This is a genomic window from Aestuariivivens sediminicola (assembly GCF_022662015.1).
In the GTDB taxonomy this organism is placed as follows: Bacteria; Bacteroidota; Bacteroidia; order Flavobacteriales; family Flavobacteriaceae; genus Aestuariivivens; species Aestuariivivens sediminicola.
In genome coordinates this window covers 74900-101131 of sequence record NZ_JAKMCM010000006.1, presented here as the reverse complement: position 1 = coordinate 101131, position 26232 = coordinate 74900, and the positions used below count along the sequence as shown (strand labels likewise).

At 41.3% G+C, this 26232-nt stretch carries 24 protein-coding genes; 20 read left to right on the top strand and 4 right to left on the bottom strand.

What is annotated here, in order from left to right:
- Positions 1-266 precede the first annotated feature (266 nt).
- The 10 genes from bglX to MR041_RS13260 all read left to right on the top strand — a co-directional run bounded on the left by bglX (position 267) and on the right by MR041_RS13260 (position 12446).
- Complete coding sequence (gene bglX, locus MR041_RS13305; RefSeq protein ID WP_242094701.1) at positions 267-2531, top strand: beta-glucosidase BglX; 2265 nt, start codon at positions 267-269, stop codon at positions 2529-2531.
- A gap of 90 nt (positions 2532-2621) precedes the next feature.
- A complete protein-coding gene (gene trxA, locus MR041_RS13300; protein WP_242094699.1) occupies positions 2622-2915 on the top strand; it encodes a thioredoxin in 294 nt (97 codons plus the stop codon).
- A 3-nt stretch (positions 2916-2918) separates the two neighbouring features.
- Entirely contained in the window at positions 2919-3500 is a 582-nt protein-coding gene (locus MR041_RS13295; RefSeq protein ID WP_242094697.1) for a TPMT family class I SAM-dependent methyltransferase, read from the top strand.
- Positions 3501-3700: 200 nt separating this feature from the next.
- On the top strand, positions 3701-4330 hold the full coding sequence (locus MR041_RS13290; protein WP_242094695.1) for a DUF2202 domain-containing protein: 630 nt from the start codon (positions 3701-3703) through the stop codon (positions 4328-4330).
- 114 nt (positions 4331-4444) lie between these two features.
- On the top strand, positions 4445-5752 hold the full coding sequence (locus tag MR041_RS13285; protein WP_242094693.1) for a TolC family protein: 1308 nt from the start codon (positions 4445-4447) through the stop codon (positions 5750-5752).
- 84 nt (positions 5753-5836) lie between these two features.
- Entirely contained in the window at positions 5837-6916 is a 1080-nt protein-coding gene (locus MR041_RS13280) for an efflux RND transporter periplasmic adaptor subunit (protein ID WP_242094692.1), read from the top strand.
- Between the two features lie 10 nt (positions 6917-6926).
- Positions 6927-10127: an efflux RND transporter permease subunit gene (locus tag MR041_RS13275; protein WP_242094690.1), complete on the top strand. Its 3201-nt coding sequence runs from the start codon at positions 6927-6929 to the stop codon at positions 10125-10127.
- A gap of 85 nt (positions 10128-10212) precedes the next feature.
- A complete protein-coding gene (locus MR041_RS13270) occupies positions 10213-10518 on the top strand; it encodes a hypothetical protein (protein ID WP_242094688.1) in 306 nt (101 codons plus the stop codon).
- A gap of 18 nt (positions 10519-10536) precedes the next feature.
- Positions 10537-10722: a YgaP family membrane protein gene (locus MR041_RS13265; RefSeq protein ID WP_242094687.1), complete on the top strand. Its 186-nt coding sequence runs from the start codon at positions 10537-10539 to the stop codon at positions 10720-10722.
- Positions 10723-10880: 158 nt separating this feature from the next.
- Positions 10881-12446, top strand: coding sequence for a hypothetical protein (locus MR041_RS13260; RefSeq protein ID WP_242094685.1), 1566 nt, complete (start codon positions 10881-10883; stop codon positions 12444-12446).
- A gap of 79 nt (positions 12447-12525) precedes the next feature.
- Here the strand turns inward: MR041_RS13260 and glyA are convergent, their stop codons facing one another.
- Entirely contained in the window at positions 12526-13797 is a 1272-nt protein-coding gene (gene glyA / locus MR041_RS13255; protein WP_242094683.1) for a serine hydroxymethyltransferase, read from the bottom strand.
- Between the two features lie 185 nt (positions 13798-13982).
- Here glyA and fahA point away from each other — a divergent pair, with 185 nt between their 5' ends.
- The 3 genes from fahA to MR041_RS13240 all read left to right on the top strand — a co-directional run bounded on the left by fahA (position 13983) and on the right by MR041_RS13240 (position 17728).
- Positions 13983-15275 (top strand): fumarylacetoacetase, encoded by a 1293-nt coding sequence (gene fahA, locus MR041_RS13250; RefSeq protein ID WP_242094681.1) that lies wholly within the window; start codon positions 13983-13985, stop codon positions 15273-15275.
- A 153-nt stretch (positions 15276-15428) separates the two neighbouring features.
- A complete protein-coding gene (locus MR041_RS13245) occupies positions 15429-16616 on the top strand; it encodes a hypothetical protein (protein ID WP_242094679.1) in 1188 nt (395 codons plus the stop codon).
- 32 nt (positions 16617-16648) lie between these two features.
- Positions 16649-17728, top strand: coding sequence for a CDP-glycerol glycerophosphotransferase (locus MR041_RS13240; protein WP_242094678.1), 1080 nt, complete (start codon positions 16649-16651; stop codon positions 17726-17728).
- On the opposite strand, the gene MR041_RS13235 is transcribed toward MR041_RS13240, so the two are convergent.
- Positions 17712-18536 carry a glycosyltransferase family 2 protein gene (locus tag MR041_RS13235; RefSeq protein ID WP_242094677.1) on the bottom strand — a complete coding sequence of 275 codons (825 nt, stop codon included), beginning with the start codon at positions 18534-18536 and terminating at the stop codon, positions 17712-17714. The two genes, MR041_RS13240 and MR041_RS13235, sit on opposite strands and share 17 nt — an antisense overlap.
- 40 nt (positions 18537-18576) lie before the next feature.
- Between MR041_RS13235 and MR041_RS13230 the strand changes: the two genes are divergently transcribed.
- Positions 18577-19335 carry a glycosyltransferase family 2 protein gene (locus tag MR041_RS13230; RefSeq protein ID WP_242094676.1) on the top strand — a complete coding sequence of 253 codons (759 nt, stop codon included), beginning with the start codon at positions 18577-18579 and terminating at the stop codon, positions 19333-19335.
- Here the strand turns inward: MR041_RS13230 and MR041_RS13225 are convergent.
- Complete coding sequence (locus MR041_RS13225; protein WP_242094675.1) at positions 19332-20096, bottom strand: lipopolysaccharide kinase InaA family protein; 765 nt, start codon at positions 20094-20096, stop codon at positions 19332-19334. The two genes, MR041_RS13230 and MR041_RS13225, sit on opposite strands and share 4 nt — an antisense overlap.
- 82 nt (positions 20097-20178) lie before the next feature.
- Between MR041_RS13225 and MR041_RS13220 the strand changes: the two genes are divergently transcribed.
- The 6 genes from MR041_RS13220 to MR041_RS13195 all read left to right on the top strand — a co-directional run bounded on the left by MR041_RS13220 (position 20179) and on the right by MR041_RS13195 (position 25126).
- The gene (locus MR041_RS13220; protein WP_242094673.1) at positions 20179-21024 is read left to right on the top strand and encodes a glycosyltransferase; all 846 of its coding nucleotides are present in this window, start codon (positions 20179-20181) and stop codon (positions 21022-21024) included.
- 7 nt (positions 21025-21031) lie between these two features.
- On the top strand, positions 21032-21592 hold the full coding sequence (locus MR041_RS13215; RefSeq protein WP_242094670.1) for an L-threonylcarbamoyladenylate synthase: 561 nt from the start codon (positions 21032-21034) through the stop codon (positions 21590-21592).
- A gap of 91 nt (positions 21593-21683) precedes the next feature.
- The gene (locus MR041_RS13210; RefSeq protein ID WP_242094668.1) at positions 21684-23111 is read left to right on the top strand and encodes a CCA tRNA nucleotidyltransferase; all 1428 of its coding nucleotides are present in this window, start codon (positions 21684-21686) and stop codon (positions 23109-23111) included.
- Positions 23104-23553 carry a GNAT family N-acetyltransferase gene (locus tag MR041_RS13205; protein ID WP_242094666.1) on the top strand — a complete coding sequence of 150 codons (450 nt, stop codon included), beginning with the start codon at positions 23104-23106 and terminating at the stop codon, positions 23551-23553. Before MR041_RS13210 ends, MR041_RS13205 begins: the two co-directional genes overlap by 8 nt.
- Before the next feature lie 4 nt (positions 23554-23557).
- Complete coding sequence (locus MR041_RS13200) at positions 23558-24574, top strand: COX15/CtaA family protein (protein ID WP_242094831.1); 1017 nt, start codon at positions 23558-23560, stop codon at positions 24572-24574.
- A gap of 36 nt (positions 24575-24610) precedes the next feature.
- A complete protein-coding gene (locus MR041_RS13195) occupies positions 24611-25126 on the top strand; it encodes a plasmid pRiA4b ORF-3 family protein (protein ID WP_242094664.1) in 516 nt (171 codons plus the stop codon).
- Between the two features lie 3 nt (positions 25127-25129).
- Here the strand turns inward: MR041_RS13195 and MR041_RS13190 are convergent, their stop codons facing one another.
- Complete coding sequence (locus tag MR041_RS13190; protein ID WP_242094662.1) at positions 25130-26191, bottom strand: hypothetical protein; 1062 nt, start codon at positions 26189-26191, stop codon at positions 25130-25132.
- Positions 26192-26232: the final 41 nt, after the last annotated feature.

Sequence of the window (26232 nt, the reverse complement as noted above, 5' to 3'; positions counted from 1 at the left end):
ATGATACGGTTACCATGACATGGCAATTTAAATCTGTTCCTGAAACGAAATGCTTTGAGACCATATTTTAATGCCCCTTAAAATTTTCTGATCAAATGCTTTACCCCTGTGGTTCAGGTATGGTTGGAAACAGCCATGAGAGATCTCAAATGCCATGCTGCTATCATTATCCTTTTTTTTATATCTTAGTTCACTTCCCAGATTGTCCGGTCAAATTCGTTTTGTACCCATAGTAACCATCTTAACCAGTACTAATTTCTAAGACTATGAACCAGATTAAAATAATTCTATACGCCCTCTTAAGCACCTTTCTTTTTCAGAGCTGCAGACCTGAACATACGGTTCAGCCTGATGATGGCATCGCTCAAAAAGTTGAGGCCCTTTTAAGTCGAATGACCTTAGAGGAGAAAGTCGGACAGATGAATCAATACAGCAGTTTTTACGACGTTACCGGCCCGGCACCCAGCGACGGAAAGCTAAAGCTGAAGTATGAACATCTCAAAAAAGGACTTGTTGGTTCCATGCTGAATGTAAACGGCGTAAAAGAAGTCAGGGAATTTCAAAAATTGGCGGTTGAAAATTCGCGTTTGGGAATTCCATTGATTTTTGGTTTCGACGTGATTCACGGTCATAAGACCCTGGCTCCTATTCCCCTGGCGGAGGCTGCAAGCTGGGATCTCGAAGCCATCCGTAGATCGGCGGAAGTTGCCGCAACCGAAGCGGCAGCCATGGGTATTAACTGGACCTTCGCCCCTATGATCGATATTACACGGGATGCACGCTGGGGTCGTGTTATGGAAGGGAGTGGTGAAGATCCCTATCTGGGAACTCAAATCGGCGTTGCGCGAGTGAACGGCTTTCAAGGTAATGACCTGTCATCCGTACATACACTGGCGGCCTGTGCCAAGCACCTCGCCGGCTATGGCTTTTCTGAGGCAGGTAAGGAATACAATACGGTTGATATGAGTACCTCAACCCTGTTCAATGTGGTCCTTCCTCCTTTTAAGGCTGCTGTTGAAGAGGCCAATGTTAAAACGGTAATGAATGCATTCAACATCATGAATGGTGTGCCATCAACCGGCAATGCATTTTTACAAAGGGATATTTTAAAAGGGCGATGGGGCTTTGATGGTTTCGTGATTTCCGATTGGGGCAGTATTAAAGAAATTGAATCCCATGGTATGGCGGCGAATTTAAAAGAAACGGCTATGATAGCAGCCAATGCAGGTTCGGATATGGATATGGAATCCTACGCCTATGTTACCCATTTGGCGGATCTGGTTGAAGAAGGCCTGGTATCGGAGGATAAGATCGATGAGGCGGTGCGACGGATCCTGACCGTAAAATACGAATTGGGATTATTTGATGATCCCTATAAATATTGCAACGAAGAACGTGAAAAAGAGCTGCTCTATCACCCCGATCATTTGGAGGCTGTATTGGATATGGCCAGAAAGTCCATTGTACTCCTGAAAAACGAAGGCGATCTGTTGCCCTTAAAACGAGATCAAAAGGGTATTGCCGTAATCGGAACCTTGGCCTCCGACAAGAACAGCCCTTTGGGTAACTGGCGATTGGGTTCCGATAATAACACTGCCGTGTCCGTCCTTGAGGGGCTTGATACCTATTGCACGTACACCTATGCCAAAGGTGCCGACCTGTCTACGGGAATCGAGGTATTTAACCAGGATCTGACCATCAACACCTCTGACAAGAGCGGGTTTAAGGAAGCTGTCACTCTGGCCAAAAACGCTGAGATCGTTATTATGGTCTTAGGAGAACATGGCATGATGTCCGGAGAGGCCAGAAGCAGAACCCAAATCGATATCCCCGGTGTGCAGCAGGACCTGCTGGAGGCGGTTTACGAAGTGAATAAGAATATTGTTCTTGTTTTAATGAATGGCCGGCCATTGGCCATTCCATGGGCTGCCGAACACATCCCGGCTATTGTTGAAGCCTGGCAATTGGGAACCCAATCAGGACATGCTGTGGCTGACATCTTGTTTGGGAGGTATAATCCATCCGGAAAATTACCCATGTCCTTTCCCCGAAGTGTAGGACAGTGCCCTATTTATTACAATTATTTTAGAACCGGCAGACCGGGACCAAGGAATGAAGTGTTCTTTTCACGTTATATCGATGAGGACAGGACGCCGCTTTACCCCTTTGGTTATGGTCTGAGCTATTCCAAATTTGATTACAGCAATTTGGTCATCGATGATTCAGATCAAAAGCGTATTAAGGTGGCGGTGCAGGTCTCTAATGTAAGTGATACGGACGGGGAAGAAGTCGTTCAGCTCTACATCAACGATAAGGCAGCCTCAATTGTACGTCCGGTTAAAGAACTAAAGGGTTTTGAAAAAATAGCCTTAAAAGCGAAGACATCACAAACCGTGACATTCGAACTAACGGATAAAGAACTCGGATTCTATGATCCAAATGGGGACTATAAAGTGGAATCCGGCATGTTTGATGTCATGGTGGGTACGAGTTCCGCTGATGGCCTGACGGGGTCATTTCAGTTAAAATAAAAAGGGTGTAAATTGATCTTCAAAAACAGAATATTTTGATTTTCAAATCTGTATTTTTGTATAAAACACACCTATTAAATTTATGATGTTATGGCTTCATTTTCAGAAATCATCAATCAGGACAAACCCGTTTTAGTTGATTTTTTTGCCGAATGGTGTGGCCCTTGCAAAATGATGGCTCCCATATTACAAGAGGTTAAAAAAACGCTCAATGAACGCGTGTCCATCATCAAGATTGATGTTGATAAAAATCAAAAATTGGCTGCCACTTATCAGGTACGCGGTGTGCCCACCCTGATCCTTTTTAAACATGGCAAACAGGTGTGGAGACAGTCTGGCGTTGTTCAAAAAAACGATATCATTCAAGTTATAAGCAGTGTATAGTTGATGAATTTATCAGAATCCTTTTGGAACAACCGCTATCTGAACCACGATACGGGCTGGGATTTAGGTCAGGTTTCACCACCCCTGAAAGGGTATTTCGATCAACTAACTGACAAAGATCTTAAAATTCTGATTCCCGGCGGGGGTAATTCCTATGAAGCCGAGTACCTCTTTACCATCGGATTTAAAAACACCTCGGTGGTAGACCTCTCCACTATTGCTTTGGATAACATTAAGGAGAGGGTTCCGGAGTATCCGTTATCGCAATTAATACATGGTGATTTTTTCGATTTAAAAGGCCGTTTTGACCTCATCATAGAACAGACGTTTTTCTGTGCTATCGATCCTCAGTTAAGACCCTTATACGCACAAAAGTCTCACGAGTTACTCGAAACGAATGGAAAATTGGTAGGCTTGCTCTTTGATGCGCCATTAAATAGTGACAGGCCACCCTTTGGCGGGACCAGGGCGGAATACCTGGATTATTTTAAACCCCTCTATAACATTGGTGTTTTTGAAACCTGTTACAATTCCATAGAAAGCAGATTCGGAAACGAACTTTTTATTAAAATGACAAAGGTTTAATTTACGGCCTGATGTAAATTGGAGCGCTTTCCAATACCCTTTGTTGCTGGTGCGGATTCGTACTCGTGGCCTCCCTTCCTTAACCCACCTCCAAGAAATCGGTGTTATCTTCAATCCACAACCTGCGCCCTGTGTAACATGAGTCACCGAGAATGGCTTTTTAATTTCTGAAATTTGTATATCATTTAAAATCCAATATCATGAAAAATTTAAGATATACCTCAGTTACAACCCTATTTATGCTGTTGTTAATGTCCTTGGTCTATGCTTGCGATGACAATCAAAACGAACTCGCTAGTGATACTTTGGTGGTGCAAGATGTCACTCAGGAAGAGATCAAAGCCTTACAGTTCATGCTGGAAGAAGAAAAACTAGCTCGAGACACGTACAGTTATTTAGGATCCCTATGGTCCGTAAATCAATTTAAAAATATTAAAAGCAGTGAACAGACCCACATGGATGCCATAGAAAATTTAATGATCCAAAATAATATAGAATATACCATTTTGCCACCGGGTCAATTTAAAGATGATACCTTACAGCAGCTGTATGACACATTTGTAGTTGAGGGTACCACGGATGTCGTCAGTGCATTGAAAATAGGCGCAACAATTGAAGATCTCGATATAGTAGACTTACAAAACTATATGGACGCCACAACAAACCCGGCGATCATAACGGTCTTCGAAAGACTACAATGTGGTTCTCGAAATCATTTAAAAAGTTTTGTCTTTGGTATTGAAAATAATTTGGGCACCTATACCCCTCAATATTTAAGTCAGGATGCATATGAAAGCATTTTGTCCCAGAACCGTGAGCGCTGTTACTAGGTGATTATTGGTTGGTTTTGAGCACTCTTATTAAAGAGTGCTTTTTTTTTGGGTAACATTTGTTACTCGACACAAACATTTCTAAGGCTACTTTTGCCCTGAAATTAATATAAAATGATACTTAGAACATTCATAACATCCCTATTCTTTACAGGAACATTTTCGATGTTTGGACAGGAGAGCGTCCCCATTTCCAGGCAGGACGTCATGGCCTCTGTTTCAGAGAACAACACGACCATTAAAATTTCGATCGAGGAATTTAATCAGGCGAGGGCAGAATACAGACAGACCAATGCGATCTTTCTACCCAATATCTCGGCGAGTTATACCGGTATTTCAACCACGAACCCGCTCATGGCCTTTGGTTCAAAATTAAACCAGGAAATTTTGACGCAGAACGATTTTGATCCAGCCTTATTGAATGACCCTGATCAGATACAAAATTTTGCGACAACCTTTGAAATACAACAACCCCTCATCAATGTAGACGGTTTTTATCACCGTGCTGCAGCTAAATCCAAAATGGAGGCCATGTCGTTAAAAAGACAACGTACGGCCGACTTTTTGGAATTTGAAGTGTCGAATGCCTACATGCAGCTGCAATTGGCTTATAAGATAGTTGATGTTCTTAACAAAGCTTATGAAGCTGCAAAAGCCAACAAGAAACTGGCCGACAATGGCTTCAGGCAGGGCCTCTTGCAGCGTGCAGATGTCTTGAACGTCGAGGTGCGACTTAATGACGTTAAAAATCAGTTACAACATGCCGAAAGCAACATCAATAACGCCTCAAATTATATCTCGTTTTTAATGAATGACGACAGCTTCCTGCGCTTTCGCCCTACCGTTAGTTTAACGGTTAACAGCATGTTCGATAGCAACAAAACCGTTTCGGAAAACCGCAGCGATATTAAAGCCATGCAGTTGGGTACACAGGCGCTCGAAGCTATGAACAAAGCCGATAACATGGCGTTTCTCCCGCGATTAAATGCCTTCGGAAGTTATCAGTTATACGACGACGATATGTTCCAGGCCGACGCCAATGGTTACGTGATTGGGGCCAAACTAAGCTGGGATATCTTCCAGGGATCAAAACGATTTGGAAAAGCCCAGAAAAGTAAAGCCGAATTTGAGAAGTCGAAATTACAATACGACCAATACCTCTCGAAAAGCAAACTGGAATTCAATAAAGCACAACGCATGTTTATCGATGCCAAAAATAAACTGGATCTCACGGCCCTGGCTTTGAAGCAGTCCGAAGAATCCTTAAGAATTCGCACCAACAGGTTTAAAGAGGGCCTGGAAAAAACATCAGATCTGTTGATGGCAGAAACACAATATGCGCAAAAGCAATTAGAATATTATCAGACCATATTTGAATACAATTATGCACTCAACTATTTAGAATTTTTAACCAGGGAATAACCCACGCGATCACGCTAAAAAAGTGAATGGAGATTTTAGATCGCCCGAGTTGTCCCTCAACATAATTATAAAAACACCATGACCATGATAAGAAAAATATACCTCCCCTTAATAGTCATCACAACCCTGTTACTTAACAGTTGTGGTGGAGACAACCAAAAGAACAACACCGATGATACCGAAGGTATTCCCGTTACGGTAAGCCAGGCGGACGCCAATGGCGAACACGGTTTTCTGACCGTTAGTGGTAAGATCAAGGCAAAAAATACGGCAGATTTAAGCACCAAGATGATGGGTTTTGTGGAGCGTGTTCCGGTGCGTGTTGGAGAGAAGGTTCGAAAAGGACAACTTCTGGTGAAGATCAATAATGCAGATCTTCAAGCGAGAAAAGCTCAGGTCGATGCCTCTATTACAGAGGCCAGGGCCGCCTTTGACAACGCTGAGAAGGATTACCAGCGTTTTAAGAATTTATTCACAGATCAAAGTGCATCGCAGAAGGAATTGGATGATATGACCACACGATACGAAATGGCCAAGGCACGATTGGAAGCTGCGGAACAAATGAAAAATGAGATTGATGCACAATTCGCTTATACAAACATTACAGCTCCATTTAGTGGTGTAGTGACGCATAAAACCGTTGAAAAAGGAGATATGGCCAATCCGGGACAGCTTTTAATTTCAATTGAAAATCCAGAAGGATTTGAGGTCATTGCCATGGTACCTGAAACGGAGATCTCTCAAATTAAAAACGCGACCAGGGTACAGGTCATGGTAAAGTCGCTTAAAGAAAAGATATCTGGTGTGGTTACAGAAATAAGTACATCTGCAAGAAATACGGGCGGACAGTATCTGGTAAAAATAGATTTAGATGCATCCGAGACTCCGATTCTCTCCGGAATGTTTGCCACCGTTGTATTCCCGGTTGAAAAAAAGGTAAATGCGCAAATGGTATTAATTCCAAAATCAGCCATAGTGGATCGTGGACAGCTATCGGGTGTCTATACCGTGAGTCAAAGTCAGACAGCCATTCTGCGTTGGTTGCGATTAGGCAGAACCTTTGGCGATCAGGTGGAAGTACTTTCGGGCCTGAATCCCAATGAGACCTACATTGTATCGGCTGAGGGCAAACTGTATAATGGTGTGAAAGTAACGGTAAAATAATCCCGAAATTATGAAAGAAGGTATTGCAGGAAAAATAGCTAAAGGCTTTATTCAGTCGAAGCTCACCATACTCTTAATGATCGTATTCATGGTCATTGGGGTGTATAGTTCCTTTTTAATCCCCCGTGAGGAAGAACCACAGATTGATGTGCCCATGGCCGACATCTTCGTGGGATATCCAGGTGCGAGCCCGACAGAGGTTGAATCCCGGGTCATCGAGCCATTAGAACAGTTAATCTCAAATATTAAAGGTGTCGAATACGTGTACTCTACAGCCATGAAAGAAAAAGGTATGGTGATCGTACAGTTCTTTGTTGGAGAGGATATTGAACGGTCTTTTGTTAAACTCTACAACGAGATTAACAAGCATATGGATCAAATGCCCGAGGGCGTTACATTTCCCTTAATAAAAACACGAGCCATTGACGATGTTCCCATTTTAGGATTGACCCTCTGGAGTGAAACCTACGACGATTATCAATTGGGCCAATTGGCACTCGAACTGGAATCTGAAATAAAAAAGGTAAAGGATGTTGCCATTACCAATAAAATTGGGGGTAGAGAACGCCAGATCCGTATTGTTCTGGACAAAGATAAGTTATCTGCATCCGGTTTGGATTTTCTTTCGGTTTCTGAAATGATTCAGGCCAATAATGCACAATTGAACTCAGGCACCTTCAATAAAAATGATACCGAATTTGTTGTCAATACAGGTAAATTTTTGGAACATGCCGGAGATGTAGAAAACCTCATTGTTGGTGTTCAAAAGAACCAACCCATCTATTTAAAACAAATTGCCAACATCATTGATGGTCCGGAGGTTCCCAAAAACTATGTGAGCCTGGGGTTTGGTAAGGCGAGTAACAAATCGTCAGCATACCCATCGGAATATCCGGCGGTAACCCTTTCCGTAGCCAAGCGAAAAGGGGCAGATGCCATGAAAATTGCCGATATATTAACAGAAAAGGTTGAACATCTGCGACAAACTTTGATTCCGGACGATGTTCATGTTGAAGTGACCAGGAACTATGGTGAGACGGCTTCCCATAAGGTATCGGAATTACTATTGCACTTAATCGGATCCATTATTGCCGTAACACTGGTGGTCATGCTGGCCATGGGTTGGCGTGGCGGACTGGTGGTTTTCCTTTCTGTGCCCATTACCTTTGCGTTAACCCTGTTGAGCTATTACATGCTGGACTACACCCTTAACAGGATTACCTTATTCGCCCTTGTTTTTGTTACCGGTATTGTAGTAGATGACTCCATTATCATTGCAGAAAACATGCACAGGCATTTCAAAATGAAACGCCTTCCATTTAAACAGGCGGCGCTATACGCCATTAATGAAGTAGGTAACCCAACAATCTTGGCCACGTTCACGGTAATTGCGTCTGTATTGCCAATGGCCTTTGTTTCCGGACTAATGGGTCCCTATATGGCACCGATGCCCATAGGAGCTTCAATAGCCATGATATTGTCCCTGTTCGTCGCCTTGACCATCACACCTTATTTAGGGTTTGTTTTCTTACGTGAAAAAGATAAAAAAGCAATCAAAGACGATCACAAAAAACCGCTTGAGACGACTCGAATTTACAAGATTTATGAAAAACTAGAACGTCCCCTCATCGAGAATCGAAAGAAGCGATGGTTGTTCTTAGGCTTAACATTTGTATTGCTTATGGGGACTATGCTTCTGTTCTTTACCAAATCAGTAGCTGTAAAAATGTTACCATTTGATAATAAAAATGAATTCCAGGTCGTCATTGACATGCCGGAAGGCACCACTCTGGAGCGTACCGCTGTGGTGGCAAAAGAAATTTCGCAGTACCTATCGACCCGGCCGGAAGTGGTGAACTATCAAAATTATGTTGGAACATCGGCTCCCATTACCTTCAATGGGCTGGTACGCCATTACGACCTTAGGGGTGGCAGCAACATGGCTGATATTCAGGTCAACCTGGTAGATAAAAGCGACCGTTCCGATCAAAGTCATGCCATCGCCAAATTATTGCGCCCTGATATCCAAAAGATCGCATCGCAATTCAATGCCAATATAAAAGTGGTAGAAGTACCACCCGGACCACCGGTATTATCGACGATTGTTGCAGAGGTTTATGGCCCTGATTACGATAAACAAATTGAAATTGCAAACAACATTCAGGACCTGTTATATCAAACCGAAGATGTCGTGGATATCGATTGGATGGTAGAGGCAGATCAAACAGAATATCAGTTTACAATCGATAATGAAAAAGCCATGCTCTACGGTGTTGCTCCAAAACAAATTGCCTACACCATGAACATGGCCCTATCCAATCGTCCCATTACATCTTTGTATGATGAAGATGCCGTGAATCAAATAGGCTTGGTTCTGGCACTGGATGAAAAAGAAAAATCTACCATTACGGACATTTCACAGTTAAAAGTGAAATCTCAGCAAGGTGAACTCGTTCCGATTGCCGATTTGGTTTCCATTGAAGAAACGACGAGTGCCAAAAGCATTTACAGAAAAAACCAGAAGCGCGTAGTATACGTTTTGGCCGATATGGCCGGGGCGTTGGAAAGTCCGGCATACGCCATTCTGGGAATGGAAGAAAAGTTGAAAAACATCCCATTACCCGAGGGGTATGAGATTAATGAAATGTATTTGGGGCAGCCACAGTACGAGGATGATTACACCGTAAAATGGGACGGCGAGTGGCAGATTACCCTTGAGGTGTTCAGGGACCTGGGGATCGCCTTTTTAGGTGCCATTATATTGATCTACATCTTAATCGTCGGATGGTTCCAAAACTTTAAAGCACCCGTGGTCATGATGGTGGCCATACCCTTGTCCCTTATTGGTATTATTTTGGGACACTGGCTCATGGGAGCCTTCTTTACCGCAACATCTTTTATCGGTATGATTGCACTGGCAGGTATCATGGTTAGAAATTCGGTATTGCTTATCGACTTTATCAATCTGCGACTGGAAGATGGGGTGTCGCTAAAACAGGCTGCCATTGAAGCCGGTGCGGTGCGTACCACACCTATTCTCCTAACCGCGGGCACCGTGGTTATCGGGGCCTTCGTGATCCTATTTGATCCTATCTTTCAGGGATTGGCCATCTCCCTGATGGGCGGTACCATTGTATCCACCGTACTCACCCTATTGGTAGTACCATTGGTGTATTATATGATTGAACGTAAAAAATATGTAGACAGATGAGAGCCCTTTCGAGAATGATTTTTATACAATGGCGTATGATGATCCGGGTGTTACCTGTATGCTTTCAAACAATAAATATCGAAATATGAAATTAGTTCTTGTTACAGCCGTAGAAGACTTTCACAAAGAGGTGATAAAACTCTTTAAAAAAGCGCAAATTAAAAATTTCAGCCAGTCCGACATCGAAGGGTATAAAACATCCACTGCCGCAATGGAAGCTTCAAATTGGTTCGGATTTGAAAATACCGGAAACGAATCGGTTCTGTTTTTTTCATTCACAGATGAAGTGTATATCGATGCGCTATTCGAACACATAAAAGAATTCAATAAAACATTGCAGACCAACAATCCCATCAGGGCCATTGTGGTTCCCATAGAAAAATCAATATAAATTTTAAATCATTGAAATATGTTAAACAGGTATATTAGAGCAATCGCAGGTACTTTTGTTATTATGAGTGTATTATTAGGCATGTTTGTCAACCCGAACTGGTTTTGGTTTACCTTGTTCGTAGGTGCAAATTTGTTACAATCCTCAATCACAAAATGGTGTTTAATGGAGACCATTTTAATCAAATTAGGGGTAAGAGACTAAGCGCTTCGTTTGGGTTCAAAAACACCTTCGCTGATGTTTTAAGCCGGATATTTTCCATATTACGGCTTATAACATGGGGAAAACAATAAATGTTGGTTTTCATACCAAATACTAATCCTAAAAGTTATATTTTTAGCTTTTAAATTTTGGTTATTTAGATGAAACGCCAACTCTACTTCTTATTTACTTTGTTTTTAATCCTGTTTTGGAGTTCTTGTAGAAAGGACTTCGATTTTGTACCAAGCAAGGGGAATTTAGAATTCTCGAAAGATACGGTGTATCTGGATACGGTGTTTACTAATATTGGTTCCAGTACCTATACCCTTAAAGTGTACAACAGAAGCAACGACGATATTTCGATTGCCTCCGTAAAACTGGGACTGGGTGAATCGTCGGCTTACCGACTGAGTGTCGACGGGATGCCCGGCAAAGTATTTGAAAATGTAGAATTATTGGCAGAGGACAGCCTATATGTCTTTGTTGAAACAACCATCGATATTAATAATTTTTCGAATCCGGATGGCACATACCTCTACACGGATCAAATTGAATTTGGTACCGGTTCGGATCTGCAGAAAGTGGAACTGGTAACCTTGGTCAAGGATGCCGTTTTTATTTACCCCAATCGCGACAACACGACAAAGGTCATTGAGACCCTGACCCTGAATATTGGCGGCACATCTCTTGAAACCGAATTACAGGGGCGCGAATTAATGGCTGAAGAATTGACCTTCACCAATGAAAAACCCTATGTTATATATGGTTTTGCAGCCGTACCTGAAGGGGAAACCCTAAACATTGAAGCCGGGGCACGCATTCATTTTCATGAGAACTCAGGTATTATAGTTTCAAACAATGCCTCTTTGCAAGTGAACGGCAGTCTTAGTGCTGATCAGGATCTAATGGAAAACGAAGTTATTTTTGAGGGTGATCGTCTGGAACCGACATTTTCCGATGTTCCGGGACAATGGGGAACCATCTGGCTGGTTGATGGCAGTGTTGATAACAGCATCAATTATGCAACCATTAAAAATGCACTGGTCGGGATTTTATGTGATGGTAATCCGGATGCCGTCAATGACAAACTCACCATTGCGAATTCCCAGATTTATAATTCGGGGAGTTTTGGTATTTTAGGTAGGAATACCTCTATAAGAGCTGAGAATGTGGTCTTGAATAATGCGGGACAGTCATCTTTTGCCGGTACTTTAGGGGGGAAATACAATGTAACCCATAGTACGATTGCGAATTACTGGAACAACGGATTCAGGCAATTCCCTGCCCTGCTTTTGAATAATTTTGTCCTTGATGAAGAAAATACAGCAATCATAGCCGATTTAGACGAAGCTAATTTTAACAACTGTATTATTTACGGTAATGACAACCCGGAGATATTATTGGATGAAATTGAAGATGATGCCGTTGCCTTCAATTTTAAATTTACCAATTGTTTAATTCGGTTCGAGGACAACAACAATAACTTTACAGGGCCTAATTACAATTTGTCAGATACGAATCACTATGAAGGTACGATCTTCAATGCAGACCCGCATTTTAAAGATCCCGGTACCAACCAATTGATTATTGGCGAGGAATCTGCGGGAATTAACCAGGGTAATACCACTTTTTCGGATCAGGTCCCCTATGATATTTTAAATGTAGATCGCACCAACACCCCTGATCTCGGGGCCTACCAACATATTATTTTCCCGGAAGAAGACTAACTCATAAGGATTCTACATACGATCTGAAAGGCTTCAAACCTACAGAAAATGATGTGCTTATTAGTGCGTTAGGACCGCACTATACGAACAAAGGCTTATCCTTCATCATGGTATTGACTTTAGACTTTACCGCTTGCAACAGATCGTCATCTTCATGATTGCTAATCACCTCATCGATGAATTCGGCAATCGTTGTCATATCTGTTTCCTTCAAACCGCGCGTGGTCACGGCAGCTACCCCTAATCGAATACCCGATGTTACAAAAGGTGATTTATCATCAAAAGGGACCATGTTCTTATTGGCCGTAATATCGGCTTTTACCAACGCAAGTTCTGCATCCTTACCCGAAATATCCTTATTGCGCAAATCGATCAACATCATATGGTTATCAGTGCCTCCTGAAATAATATGATAATCTTTAGCTACCAATGCTTGTGCCAGTGCCGAGGCATTGCGTTTTACCTGCAGCTGGTAATGCAAAAATTCATCGGTTAATGCTTCTCCAAAGGCAATGGCCTTGGCCGCAATAATATGTTCTAAAGGTCCGCCCTGATTTCCGGGAAAGACTGCTGAATCCAAGAGAGACGACATCTTACGTAACTTCCCATTCTTCAAAGTAATACCAAATGGATTGTCAAAATCGGCACCCATCATAATCATACCACCTCGAGGACCGCGTAAAGTCTTATGTGTCGTTGTGGTTACAATATGGCAATGCGGGATAGGATCATTTAAAATCCCTTTGGCTATAAGTCCTGCAGGGTGTGAAATGTCGGCTAACAAGATCGCTCCAACACGGTCTGCGATGTCCCTGAATCGCATAAAATCTATATCTCGTGAGTAGGCGGACGCCCCTGCTATGATCAATTTTGGTTGTTCTTTAGTTGCAATCGCCTGAATTTTATCATAATTCAACACCCCTGTCTCCTGCTCTACACCATAAAATACAGGATTGTAGAGCTTACCTGAAAAATTAACCGGCGATCCGTGGGTTAAATGCCCCCCATGCGACAAGTCGAACCCTAAAATCTTGTCTCCCGGTTTCAGACACGCAGCGAATACTGCGGTATTGGCCTGACTTCCAGAGTGCGGTTGAACGTTTACATAAGCAGCACCAAACAATGCCTTGGCTCTGTCGATGGCTATTTGCTCTACTTCATCGACCACTTCGCAACCACCGTAATAACGTTTACCAGGATACCCTTCAGCATATTTATTGGTTAAAACAGAACCTGCGGCTTCCATAACCTGATCGCTTACAAAATTCTCTGAAGCAATAAGTTCTATGCCATGTAGTTGTCGCTCTTTTTCGGCTTGAATAAGTTCAAATATTTGTTCGTCGCGTTGCATAAAATTAAAATCTGGTTATATGTTGGGCAAAAATAGCAAATAGATTAGTTAAATACGTCAAAAAATATATATTTACCTTTAAGTTTTGAACCATTTTATTAACTGTCATAATTAACCTGAATTTTCACTGTTTTTTTAAAAAAATTATGTAGGTTTGATTAGAAATATTTAAAAACAAATCGTAAATGCACACGTCGATCTCAGCTAACAATCCCGATAGAACTTCATGGTTACATGTAGATAAAAACTCAGATTTCCCCATTCAGAATATTCCCTTTGGTGTGTTCCTAACACGTGATGATATCATTACCATCGGCACAAGAATTGGAGATACTGCAATCGATCTAGGCGCATTACACCAATTAGGTTATTTTGAGGGCATTCCCCTTACGGATGATATTTTTCTTCAGGACACCTTGAACGATTTTATCGCAGATGGGAGAAAAACATGGCGCGCCGTTAGAAATCGCATTGCCCATATTTTTGATGCTGAGAACAACAGCCTTAAGAACAACAAACAACACAAGGAAATTGTGTTATTCAGGCTGGATGAGATTGAAATGCAGTTACCCGTTCAAATAGGAGATTATACGGACTTCTATTCCAGTATGGAACATGCCACCAATGTTGGTACCATGTTCAGGGATCCGGATAATGCGCTTTTACCTAACTGGTTGCACATACCGGTTGGCTATCATGGTAGAAGTTCGTCAATCATCCCTTCCGGAATTCCGGTACACCGACCTCAGGGACAGATTTTACCCGAGGGTGCATCAGAACCCGTATTCGGCCCCAGTAAACTTGTGGATTTTGAGTTAGAAATGGCCTTTATTACTACGGACGCCAATGATCTTGGTGAGCCCATCCCCGTCAATGAGGCTGAGGAATATATATTCGGGTTGGTTTTATTGAACGACTGGAGCGCACGTGATATTCAAAAATGGGAATATGTGCCACTGGGACCCTTCCTTGCTAAAAATTTCGCCTCCTCAATTTCTCCATGGATCGTTACCCTGGATGCTTTGGAACCCTACCGCGTGGAGGGTCCTAAACCCATTAAACCACAACTGGACTATTTGAAGTACAAAGGGAAAAAAAGTTTCGACATCAATCTGGAAGTGGCCATTCAACCTAAAGGGGCTAAAGAACAGACCGTCTGTAAATCCAATTTTAAATACATGTACTGGAACATGTCGCAGCAACTGGCGCATCATACCATAAACGGCTGTCCGGTTAACTCCGGGGACATGATGGGTAGTGGAACGATTTCAGGCCCTACCCCGGAATCCTACGGTTCTATGCTGGAACTCACCTGGAAGGGTACAAAACCCATTAAAATGAAGGATGGTTCAGAACGGAAGTTCATAAACGATCACGATACGGTTATTATGAGAGGCTATTGCAAAAAGGATGATACACGTATCGGTTTTGGTGAGGTTTCAACAAAACTACTTCCTGTATTTAAAAAGAATAAATAATTGTTTATCAGTTTATTACACTGGTTTTCCCATTTTTAGTTTTATTTTGGCATTACTATTGGATACCGTATTGAGTAGGACCGTAAGGCCTAGCTTATGAAATAAGCATTAACCAGTTTAATTGCTTCATGTTGAACAAAACGTTTTAAATAGATGAAGATAAATTTACTCCTTATATTGTTCGTAATACTCTGTGCTTGCAATACCCGGAAGCAAGTCCAAAAGGCTGTTAGTTATGGAAATTACGATGAGGCTATTGCAACGTCAATAAAGAAACTGAGCACAAATAAAAATGCAAAAAGGAAACAGGATTACGTTTTTACCCTTTATGATGCCTACACCAAAGCGAATGAGCGGGATTTAAGTAGCATTGAACACCTTAAAAAAGATGATAATCCGGAGATGTACCGGGAAATCTATGAGCGCTATTTAGACCTGGATTCCAGACAGGAGCTTATAAAACCACTATTACCCCTAACCCTAAACGGTAAAACCGTTTCTTTTAAATTCAGCAATTACAGTGATGTGATCCTTAGGTATACGGAAAAAACATCGGACCATTTATATGAAAAAGGCTTGCAACTTTTGGAATTGGATGACAAGAACAGTATGCGGGAAGCCTATAACACGTTGGCGTACGTCGAAAATATAAATCCCAACTATGAAAACACCAGAGCATTATTAAATGAAGCTCATGAGCGTGGCATGGCCTATATTTATGTTACGATTCATAATGATACCCAACAAATTATTCCGCGTCAATTGGAGGAAGACCTGCTGAATTTTGACACCTATGGCATCGACAATTTTTGGATGACCTATCATGCGCAAAGAGCCGAAGGCATTGCATACGATTACGCCATGGAATTAAATTTAAAGCGCATCATTATTTCCCCAGAAAGCATTAGCGAGCGCGAATTGATTCGGGAAAAGGAGATTATTGACGGTTGGACCTATCAACTGGACAGCGACGGGAATGTCGCCAAGGACAGCCTGGGGAATGACATCAAAATAGACAAAATAGTAACCGTAAAATGCCGTTTAAAAGAAATCAAGCAGTTTAAATCCACACAAATCATTGCCGATGTCGTTCATATCGATTTAAACACCAATCAAGTACTCGATAATTTTACCATTGACAGTGGATTCGTTTTCGAGCATTTCTATGGCAGGATGCGCGGTGATAAACGTGCGCTGGACAAAGAGGACAGAGCACTGACAGAACGGAGAAGAATACCATTCCCGAGCAATGAGCAAATGGTATATGATACCGGGGTCGATCTAAAGGCCAAGCTCAGGAAACATATATTGGCCTTAAACCGGAGATTTTTTAATTGGTAATGGTATCTTTGTGAGGATGTCCGTTATAACTTATGCACTATAAATTTTTAATCTATATCTCCTATAGTTATGCCCTTCCCATTGGGATGCCCCTTGAAAAAGAGATTTTAAAACGTGGGTATTCCATTTATTGGTTCAGTGATCTGGAAGCCGGTAAAAAAGCACTTGTCGACAAGGAGCATGTGTTGGACACCATTGAACAGGTTTGTGATTACGGCCCACATATCATTTTAGCCGCTACGGATACCGTTCCCGATTTTATAAATTGTCTCAAGGTCCAGATTTTTCATGGGTTCAATGCAGAAAAAAGAACCTTTAAAAAAGACCATTTTCGAATCAGAGGATTGTTCGATCTGTATTGTACCCAAGGCCCTAGCACGACTTCCGTGTTTAAGTCGATCGCCAAAAAACGCAGACACTTCGACGTTATCGAAACCGGTTGGAGTAAAGTTGATCCGTTATTCCCCATTGTACGGAACCGGAATTCGGACCTGCCTACCATCTTCATAGCCTCAACATTTACAGAACGATTGAGCCTGGCACATAACGACGCCGTTTTTGAATCCATAAAGGGATTGGCCAATTCGGGGAAATATCGCTTTATCATGGTACTTCATCCTAAAATCCCAAGGGATATTAAAGAAAAGTGGGCCGGCCTAAACAATGCCTATTTCAGCTACAGGGATACAACAGCACTCATTCCTTTATTCCGTGAGGCCGATATGATGTTTTCGGATACCACCTCGGCCATTCAGGAATTTGGATTGCAGGAAAAGCCTATTGTCACGTTTAACCATTACAAACCGAAACCGTATTTAATCAATATCACCTCGGCAACAGATATAGAACCCGCCATTTTAAAGGCATTATCCTATCCAAAGGCTATTTTAGAGGAGTTGAAGGTCTTTAACCAGGCACTTCACCCCTACACTGATGGAAAATCGAGTGCGCGCGTCATCGAGGCGACCATCGCATTTTTACACAAGGATAAAAGCTATCTCAAGAATAAGCCGCTTAACTTAATGCGAAAGTACAAAATCAGAAAAACCTTAAACCACTTCACCCTTAAAAGCTTTAACAGGCCTTTTACACTGCCTAAGTCAGCTTCGTAATCCCATAAGGGGTCATAACGGTTTTAGATCGCCTCGTTTGTTTGCGTATCAACTTATTTTTTTCCAACGCGAGGGTATTGAGATAGGGGCGTTCATGGTACAAATGCAAACATATGGTACTATATCGCACCTGCCTGAATGCAATGCCCTTATTCATTAAACGCTCTCCAATTTCACGGTCTTCACCACCGTATTGCATGCGTTCATCAAAACCATTCACCTCCAATATATCCTTTTTCCACCCGGAAACATTCATGCCGTCGAAAGTTGCCTTTGTTGGTGTGAATGTATTTAAAAACCAGGCTTTAAATCCAAAGGCCGTAAGCTTATTCGCTTTAAAATTCTTTTCCAGACCATGGGTCTGTAGCCAGCGCAGTTTAAAACAGTCCTGATGTTCGATATCCTGTCGGGTAATGGCCTCAGAAAGAGGTTTTGGCAATTTAAAATAGCCTCCCGATAAAAAATAATTACGGCGTCTGAGTCGTATGTGTTCGGATACGAAATCGTTTCTGGGAATACAATCCCCATCCGTAAAAATCAGGTAATCATATGCAGACGCCACTATGGCTTTATTGAGAATCTTTGTTTTTTGAAAACCCTGGTCAGGTTGCCACACATGCTTAATCTCCAGTGGTGAATTTTTTTTAAAGGAATCAATAAGTACTTTTGTTTCGGCATTCGATCCATCATCGGCAATGACAATCTCAAAATCTTTAAAGGTCTGAACCTGATATCCCCATAACACTTTTTCTAACCATTGTGGCTGATTATAGGTACTTATAATTACTGAGGCCTTTACTGCATTCATTGCAGCAAAAATAACTATTTTTACCCATCATTTAATACTTATGGTCAAACTATCGGGGGTTGTTATAACCTACAATGAAGAGCGGAATATAGAAAAGTGCCTGCGATCACTTCAACCCGTTGTTGATGAAATTGTGGTCGTGGATTCCTTCTCTACCGATCGCACCAAATCCATTTGTTTAGATCATGGTGTGACATTTATTGAACAGGAGTTCCTGGGTTATATAGAACAGAAAAATTTCGCCTTGTCCAAAGCCTCCTTTGATCATATCGTCTCGCTTGATGGCGATGAAGCACTGTCTGAACCATTACAACAATCCATTATCAAACTCAAATCCAATTGGACGAATGACGGGTATTACTGCAATCGGTTTAACAATTTTTGTGGCCAATGGATAAAGCATTCCGATTGGTATCCCAATAGAAAGCTGCGCGTTTTTGACCGCCGAAGGGCCCGGTGGGAGGGCATTAACCCCCACGATGCCGTTCGATTGGAGAAAGGTGCAACATCAGGACGGTTGACAGGGGATATTTTACATTGGACCTACCAGAGCTATAGCGAATTCAATAAGAAAACAGAATATTTTTCGACCATTGCCGCCAGGGCCTACTATGAGTATGGGAAAAAGGCCCCATTTTATAAGATCTGGTTTAATCCGTTATGGGCATTTATTAAAGCCTACTTTTTTAGACTTGGCGTTTTAGATGGAGTCAACGGTTTGGTAATCTGTGTACAAACAGCTCATATTACCTTCTTAAAATACACGAAGCTGAGAGAACTGATTCAACAGAATAATTAAGTGTTCTTCCAGAATTTCAACTTTTTTTTAAGTCGTTTTTTTCTGTGAAATTTATACTGGAAGGATGTTGTGGCCTTCCACATGAGATCGACAATCCTTTGATAGTCTTCTCCTGAGCATTTGGCATATTCATCGCTCATCACCTCTACCATGGACCTATGGATGGTAAGTTTGGCAAAGTTCCTGATACGCGATTCAAAATCCAAATTTCGAAACGCCATTCGGTTGAGGTCCACCAGATAAAAATCATAGGTATCGCCATTCTTTTTTATCAGTGTATTTCCGGGTGAGTGATCCAAAAAGTGAATACCTTTCTCATGTAAACTGTACGTAAACCTGGTAAAAGCCCTGAGAATGGTCTCGTAATCCGGATAATTAAAATTTGTAGTCAGTTCCCGATAGGTTAAATCGCATTCCAGATGCTCACTTAGGTAAAAACTTTTTGTATAACGCCATGGTGTGAGGTATTCAAAATAAGCCAAAGGTTTCGGGGTGCCCACCTTCATTTTCGTCAGCTTATGCGCATATTCAAAAGAGCGCTGTGCCTTACTTTTTCGAAAAAACCGATATACGATCTGGTTAAACAGATGCGGCACCTTAAAGGCCTTGATGTTTAAATTAGACGAATTGAGTGTAGTGGTTTTTATGATATTGCGCTTCCCAACACCTCCCTCAATCGATTCAAAATCATGAATCAACTGACTAAGATCTGCTTTAAATGCCGCACTCAATTCAGTATTAAACACCTTAATTTCCTTCACAGACTTAAATTTTATCTTGGCTTATAAAATTCTATTGTACTTTTGCGCCAGTGCAAATATAGGTTCTAATAATTAAGATGCCATGTTCAAACATTTTTTAATTACACGCTTTAACCTTCGGAATCCGGATTGGACAACCAGCAAAAAAAATAAATCGGTTCTTACAAAAGAATGGCATGACAACCGATTCGAACTATTTACAAATTTTTGCTTTGAAAGTGTTAAGGGACAAATTAATACAAATTTTGAGTGGTTGGTCTATTTTGACACGACAACCCCTGAAAAGTTCAAGACCATAATCCGGGATTTAGAAAAAAAGATGCCTAATTTCATTCCCATTTTTATTGATGGTATGTCTTTATTTCTGCCGTCCATAACATCCTATATCGCGAAGTGCTCAGAACCCTATATTATAACTAGCAGAATCGATAATGACGACTGCCTCGGTAAACAGTATATCGAAACGGTACAAAAACAGTTCAATAGACAGGATTTTATGGCCGTCGATTTTATTGATGGCTATACCATACAGACCCATCCCCAAATAAAAATTGGGAAAAGACTGGACCAGTATAATCCTTTTATTTCCTTAATTGAAAAAAACAACAATCCGAAAACGGTTTGGTCGATCAGACATTCTCACTGGAAACGAGAGAAACACGTTCTGCAATTAAAAGGTGAGCGCCATTGGGCATCGATTATCCATGAAGAGAATAAAGTCAACGAATTTGAAGGTTATGGCGATGTGGATGTAGACATCATGTTTCAAAACTTCGCCATTTCTAAAATTTGGGAACGGCGGATTAAAGCCGAGGCCATTCCTTATTCGAAATGGAAATTTCAAAGTTTCCTTAACCGTTTGGAATCCTATTGGGATTACGCATTCAGAAATATGAAAAAAGCACTCGGGGTATATAAATTTAAATGAAATTGGTTTGAATAGAGACATACAGAACGCATTGCAGATTTTAAGGGAAGGAGGAACCATCTTATATCCTACCGATACCGTTTGGGGGATTGGTTGTGACGCATCAAATCCGGAAGCAGTTAAAAAGGTTTACGAACTTAAGAAGCGTGAAGACAGCAAAGCACTTATCTGTTTGGTCGCTGACGACAGGATGTTGAAAAAATATGTGAAAGAAATACCTCGGGCCGCTCTGGATATTATTCACATTGCCGACAAACCGACCACAATAATTTACGATGAGGCCAGGAACCTGGCCGGTAATCTCATAGCTGACGACGGGACTATTGCCATTAGAATTCCCGATCATGAATTTTGTTATCAGCTGTGCAGGAAGTTCAATGGCGCCATCGTATCCACATCGGCAAATATCAGTGGCCAACCCACACCAAAGTCCTTCGAAGAAATTAACCCTGCTATTTTAAAAGGTGTGGACTATGTTGTAAATTTGCATCGCGAAAAAATTTGCGCCCAACCTTCTTCCATTATCAAATTGAGCAACAGTGGAATTGTTAAGATTATTCGAAAATGAAAGTTTAATGGGCACCTCTGTTTATGGTAAACATGAGTAAAAAAAATTAAGACCTATCACTTTAGATCATTCTGATATCGTGACAGAAAAATTGACTCACATAAAGGCTTTAGAGCATCCTATATTTGCAACCATCTCCCAGGCTGCCGCAGCTTTAGATGTCGATGCCTATGTTATTGGTGGTTTTGTTCGTGATTATTTCCTCGACCGCGGTTCTACGAAAGATATTGATATCGTTGCCATAGGTGACGGTATTCAACTGGCCAGACAGGTCGCGAAGCAACTGCCCTCAAAACCAAAAATACAGGTGTTTAAAACCTACGGTACTGCCATGATTCGGCATGAGGATCTGGAAATTGAATTTGTGGGTGCCCGAAAGGAATCCTACAGCAAAGACAGCAGAAATCCCGCCGTTGAAAATGGCAGTTTGGAAGACGATCAGAACAGACGTGACTTTACCATAAATGCACTGGCCCTAAGTTTAAGGTATTCCAATTTTGGTGAATTGCTCGATCCGTTTCAGGGGCGAGAGGATCTGAAGCGGAAATTGATCAGGACACCTTTAGATCCGGACGTTACTTACAGCGATGATCCCCTGCGCATGCTGCGCGCCATTAGATTTGCCTCCCAGTTACATTTTAAAATAGAAAGTGAATCCCTGAAGGCGATTACGGAAAATAACCAACGTATCAGTATCATTTCCAAGGAACGCGTGGTTACCGAGCTCAACAAAATACTGGAAAGCGATACGCCATCAATTGGATTTTTGCTTTTAAATAAAACCGGTTTATTGGAATACATTTTACCGGAACTGTTGGCTTTAAAAGGTATCGATGAGATTGAAGGTCAGCGTCATAAGGATAATTTTTTTCACACCCTGGAGGTTGTTGACAATATTTCAAAACATACCGATAATCTGTGGTTAAGATGGGCCGCATTGTTGCACGATATCGGAAAGGCACCCACAAAGAAATTCAATAAAAAACAAGGATGGACCTTTCACGGCCATGAATTTGAGGGCTCTAAAATGGTTTACCGCCTTTTTAAACGTCTGAAAATGCCGCTCAATGACAAAATGAAATTTGTTCAAAAAATGGTGCTCATGAGTTCCAGACCTATTATTCTGGCCCAGGACAGCGTTACTGATTCGGCCGTGCGCCGCCTGGTATTCGATGCCGGTAATTATGTAGATGACCTCATGACACTGTGTGAAGCCGATATTACCACCAAAAACCCGAAGAAATACAAAAAGTACCACAATAATTTCAAGATTGTTCGTGAGAAAATAATTGAAGTTGAGGCGCGTGACCATATTCGGAACTTTCAACCTCCGATATCAGGAGAGGATATTATGAAAACATTCGGTATAAAACCGTCACGAGAAATAGGACTGATAAAAGAGGCCATCAAGGAAGCTATTTTAGAAGGTGACATTCCAAACCAATATGATGCAGCTTATCAGCTGATGCTGAAGGAAGGCGAGCGCTTAGGTTTAAAAATGAGTGAATTAAATGATTAAACTTATACGAACGGATGCATCACACCCCGACTTTATAAATTTGGTTAAGCAACTCAATACCTATTTAAGAATAGTCGATGGTGAAGATCATAAATTCTACAGTCAATACAACCATATTGAGGCTATAAAACATGTTGTTCTGGCCTATGTTGAAGACAAGGCCGTAGCCTGTGGTTCTTTTAAGCCTTTCGATACAAACACGGTCGAAATTAAACGGATGTTTACTTTAAAGGCGTTTAGGGGACAACATTTCGCCACACTCATCTTAAATGAACTGGAACTATGGGCGAAAGCGCTTGGATATGACCAATGTATTTTAGAAACTGGGAAAAGACAGGTTGAGGCGGTTGCATTTTATAAAAAAAATAAATATCAAAGGATTTCAAACTTTGGCCCTTACAAAGGTGTAGCCAACAGTATTTGCTATGAAAAGGAATTATAAGGACATGAAAAAAGATAATAGAATTGTTAGGTATTGGCTGCTCGCGGGATGCGCACTCATCTTTATTATGGTAATTGTAGGCGGAATTACAAGATTAACGCATTCAGGGTTGTCTATTTCAAATTACAAACTCATCTCAGGTACAATACCACCGCTGAATGACACCGAATGGCAAGCTGCCTTCGAACTCTACAAACGGTATCCTGAATATCAGAAGTTAAACTATAATTTTACCCTCGAGGATTTTAAGCAGATCTACTTTTGGGAATGGTTACATCGTGTTATCGGCAGGCTTATCGGACTTGTCTTTTTCATTCCATTTCTATATTTCCTGATAAAAAGGCAACTCACTACATCGACTCTAAAAAAAGCACTTGTTTTAATGGTGTTGGGTGCGTTTCAGGGTTTTCTGGGGTGGTATATGGTGAAGAGCGGGCTCGTGGACCGTCCGGATGTAAGTCACTTCAGGCTGGCGGCACATTTAACCACTGCCTTTATCACCTTTGCCTACACATTCTGGGTTGCTCTGGATTTAATTTATCCTGAAAAAAATCAAATACAGAAAGGCTTTAGAAATCTCATTCGATGGGGATTAGCCATACTGATGTTACAAATAATTTATGGTGCCTTTGTTGCCGGATTGGATGCCGGATTCATACACAACCACTGGCCAATGATGAGCGAGGGGAAATTTATGCATGAAACCGTTTATATTGAGCAGGAACCTTTGTACAAGAATTTTATTGAAGGTAAAAGTGGTGTGCAATTTGTGCATCGTATTTTAGCCTATGTAGTCGTATTTTTTGTCTTGCTCATTTGGATAAAATCAAAAAAACTAAAACTGGATCGACTTCAATCCAATGGCATTCAGATGCTTATGATATTAGTAGGCATTCAATTTATCCTTGGTGTTCTGACCATTCTAATGCAGGTTCCGGTCTGGCTCGGTGTAGCCCATCAGGCGGGGGCCTTTTTACTTTTAAGTGCGATGATATTTACTTTGCACCGTTTTAGCAAATAGTTTAAAAAAACTACATTTGTAAAATACAGATTATTTATGATTTACAGATTTAGAGTCATACTGGATAACGATACAGACGAGGCTGTTTTTCGTGACCTGGAAATTCGAGAAGAAGACACTCTGGAGGATTTACACAATGTGATTACCCAATCCTTTGGTTTCGATGGAACGGAAATGGCTTCATTTTATATAAGCGATGCGCAATGGAACCAAGGAGAGGAAATATCCCTGTTTGATTTGAGTGATGATGGCTCGGCCCGCTTAATGAACGAAACTCGCATTAATGATGTCGCTCATGAGGCCTCTCCAAAGCTGATCTATGTGTATGACTTTTTGAGCATGTGGACCTTTTATGTGGAATTGGCAGAAATTGTTGAAGAAGCAGAGGGTTTCGATTATCCAAATCTTATGTTTGTTCAGGGTCAGGTGCCGGACGCGGCTCCTGAAAAATCGTTTGAAGCCGAGTCGGATGATGATGATTCAGATGAAATAGAGGATGGTTTAGATGTCGATGATTATGAACATCTTGATTTCGACGAGAATTGGAATTAAGGTCTACTTTAGACTTTCCAGCTTTACGTTTTCATAGTTTCGGGTAAGAAAGGCCAAGGCATGTCTTAATATTTCTCCCATATTATTAGATCGTTTGAAATTCACATCCCGGGTATACTGGAATACTTTCATCTTTAACAAATCCACATTGTCCTGACTAGAGATATGGTCCGTTTCCATACATTCGATTAATTTTCCTATTCGGTTCTGGAAACTTTTAAATCGTTTTACCAAAACGGATCTTTCTTCCGTTTTATATTGATCAATCGAAGGCTTTTGAATCATTGAGGTGACCAATTCTACCATTTTTAAATTCTCCTTAAAAAACTGTGGCCTGTAAATATTGAACTTACCCTCATAACATTGCTGATCGAAATCTATAGCCCTGATTTTGTACACCACATGATCGAAATCATGGGTCGGTACAATAACGTAATTATAGGATCGCATATCCCCCAACAGTCGTATCATACAGCGTTCATTGAACTTTACGAACTCCTTGGCAATCTGTGCTTTTTCAGACCTGGTGCAATGCGGTAACATGTTCTTGATAAACTCATCGCCCGGGACACCTGTAATATGCTCTTCGATTAAGGTGTTTTTGTAGACCAGAAAGTTAAGATTGTAGGGCGATAGCATATGCTCCAGCTCCAGGCCATAAACCCGGGAGGCATCTGCCGACTTTACATAAAAATAGGTGTAGTTGTCGTTCAGTACATTACGCACCTTTATTCTAAAAGGCTTGGAATTTCCAAACGTACAATAATCTATGGCATCCACATTTAAAAACGGAATGGTATTTATACTACCGTCCGAATGCAAAATGCTGTATATTTTCTTCAAGGCTAGATCGATCTCCTGGCGTTCAAATTCGTTGTAATAGACCCGAAGCCATAAGGTGTCATTTCCGTCATCATCATAAACTACAACACCACCTTGAAACCGCAAGAGATCGTCATAAAAGATAGGAATTTTAACATCCCTGTCATACCTCACCAGGTATTCATGCAAGCGCTCGGTTATCGGGAACGAGGGTTTCTTTTTGGATATCTTTAAATCTTCCATGACACTATATATGCTTCAAATTTACTATTTTTATTGATAGG

Excerpts from the sequence above, each read along its gene's own strand:
- MR041_RS13205 (WP_242094666.1), top strand. The coding sequence starts at position 23,104 with ATGATTAAACTTATACGAACGGATGCATCACACCCCGACTTTATAAAT.
- MR041_RS13245 (WP_242094679.1), top strand. The coding sequence starts at position 15,429 with ATGAAGATAAATTTACTCCTTATATTGTTCGTAATACTCTGTGCTTGC.
- MR041_RS13265 (WP_242094687.1), top strand. The coding sequence starts at position 10,537 with ATGTTAAACAGGTATATTAGAGCAATCGCAGGTACTTTTGTTATTATG.
- MR041_RS13275 (WP_242094690.1), top strand. The coding sequence starts at position 6,927 with ATGAAAGAAGGTATTGCAGGAAAAATAGCTAAAGGCTTTATTCAGTCG.
- MR041_RS13240 (WP_242094678.1), top strand. The coding sequence starts at position 16,649 with ATGCACTATAAATTTTTAATCTATATCTCCTATAGTTATGCCCTTCCC.
- MR041_RS13295 (WP_242094697.1), top strand. The coding sequence starts at position 2,919 with ATGAATTTATCAGAATCCTTTTGGAACAACCGCTATCTGAACCACGAT.
- MR041_RS13285 (WP_242094693.1), top strand. The coding sequence starts at position 4,445 with ATGATACTTAGAACATTCATAACATCCCTATTCTTTACAGGAACATTT.
- bglX (WP_242094701.1), top strand. The coding sequence starts at position 267 with ATGAACCAGATTAAAATAATTCTATACGCCCTCTTAAGCACCTTTCTT.
- MR041_RS13290 (WP_242094695.1), top strand. The coding sequence starts at position 3,701 with ATGAAAAATTTAAGATATACCTCAGTTACAACCCTATTTATGCTGTTG.
- MR041_RS13190 (WP_242094662.1), bottom strand. The coding sequence starts at position 26,191 with ATGGAAGATTTAAAGATATCCAAAAAGAAACCCTCGTTCCCGATAACC.
- trxA (WP_242094699.1), top strand. The coding sequence starts at position 2,622 with ATGGCTTCATTTTCAGAAATCATCAATCAGGACAAACCCGTTTTAGTT.
- MR041_RS13195 (WP_242094664.1), top strand. The coding sequence starts at position 24,611 with ATGATTTACAGATTTAGAGTCATACTGGATAACGATACAGACGAGGCT.
- glyA (WP_242094683.1), bottom strand. The coding sequence starts at position 13,797 with ATGCAACGCGACGAACAAATATTTGAACTTATTCAAGCCGAAAAAGAG.
- MR041_RS13220 (WP_242094673.1), top strand. The coding sequence starts at position 20,179 with ATGTTCAAACATTTTTTAATTACACGCTTTAACCTTCGGAATCCGGAT.
- MR041_RS13230 (WP_242094676.1), top strand. The coding sequence starts at position 18,577 with ATGGTCAAACTATCGGGGGTTGTTATAACCTACAATGAAGAGCGGAAT.
- MR041_RS13280 (WP_242094692.1), top strand. The coding sequence starts at position 5,837 with ATGATAAGAAAAATATACCTCCCCTTAATAGTCATCACAACCCTGTTA.
- MR041_RS13260 (WP_242094685.1), top strand. The coding sequence starts at position 10,881 with ATGAAACGCCAACTCTACTTCTTATTTACTTTGTTTTTAATCCTGTTT.
- fahA (WP_242094681.1), top strand. The coding sequence starts at position 13,983 with ATGCACACGTCGATCTCAGCTAACAATCCCGATAGAACTTCATGGTTA.
- MR041_RS13235 (WP_242094677.1), bottom strand. The coding sequence starts at position 18,536 with ATGAATGCAGTAAAGGCCTCAGTAATTATAAGTACCTATAATCAGCCA.
- MR041_RS13270 (WP_242094688.1), top strand. The coding sequence starts at position 10,213 with ATGAAATTAGTTCTTGTTACAGCCGTAGAAGACTTTCACAAAGAGGTG.
- MR041_RS13200 (WP_242094831.1), top strand. The coding sequence starts at position 23,558 with ATGAAAAAAGATAATAGAATTGTTAGGTATTGGCTGCTCGCGGGATGC.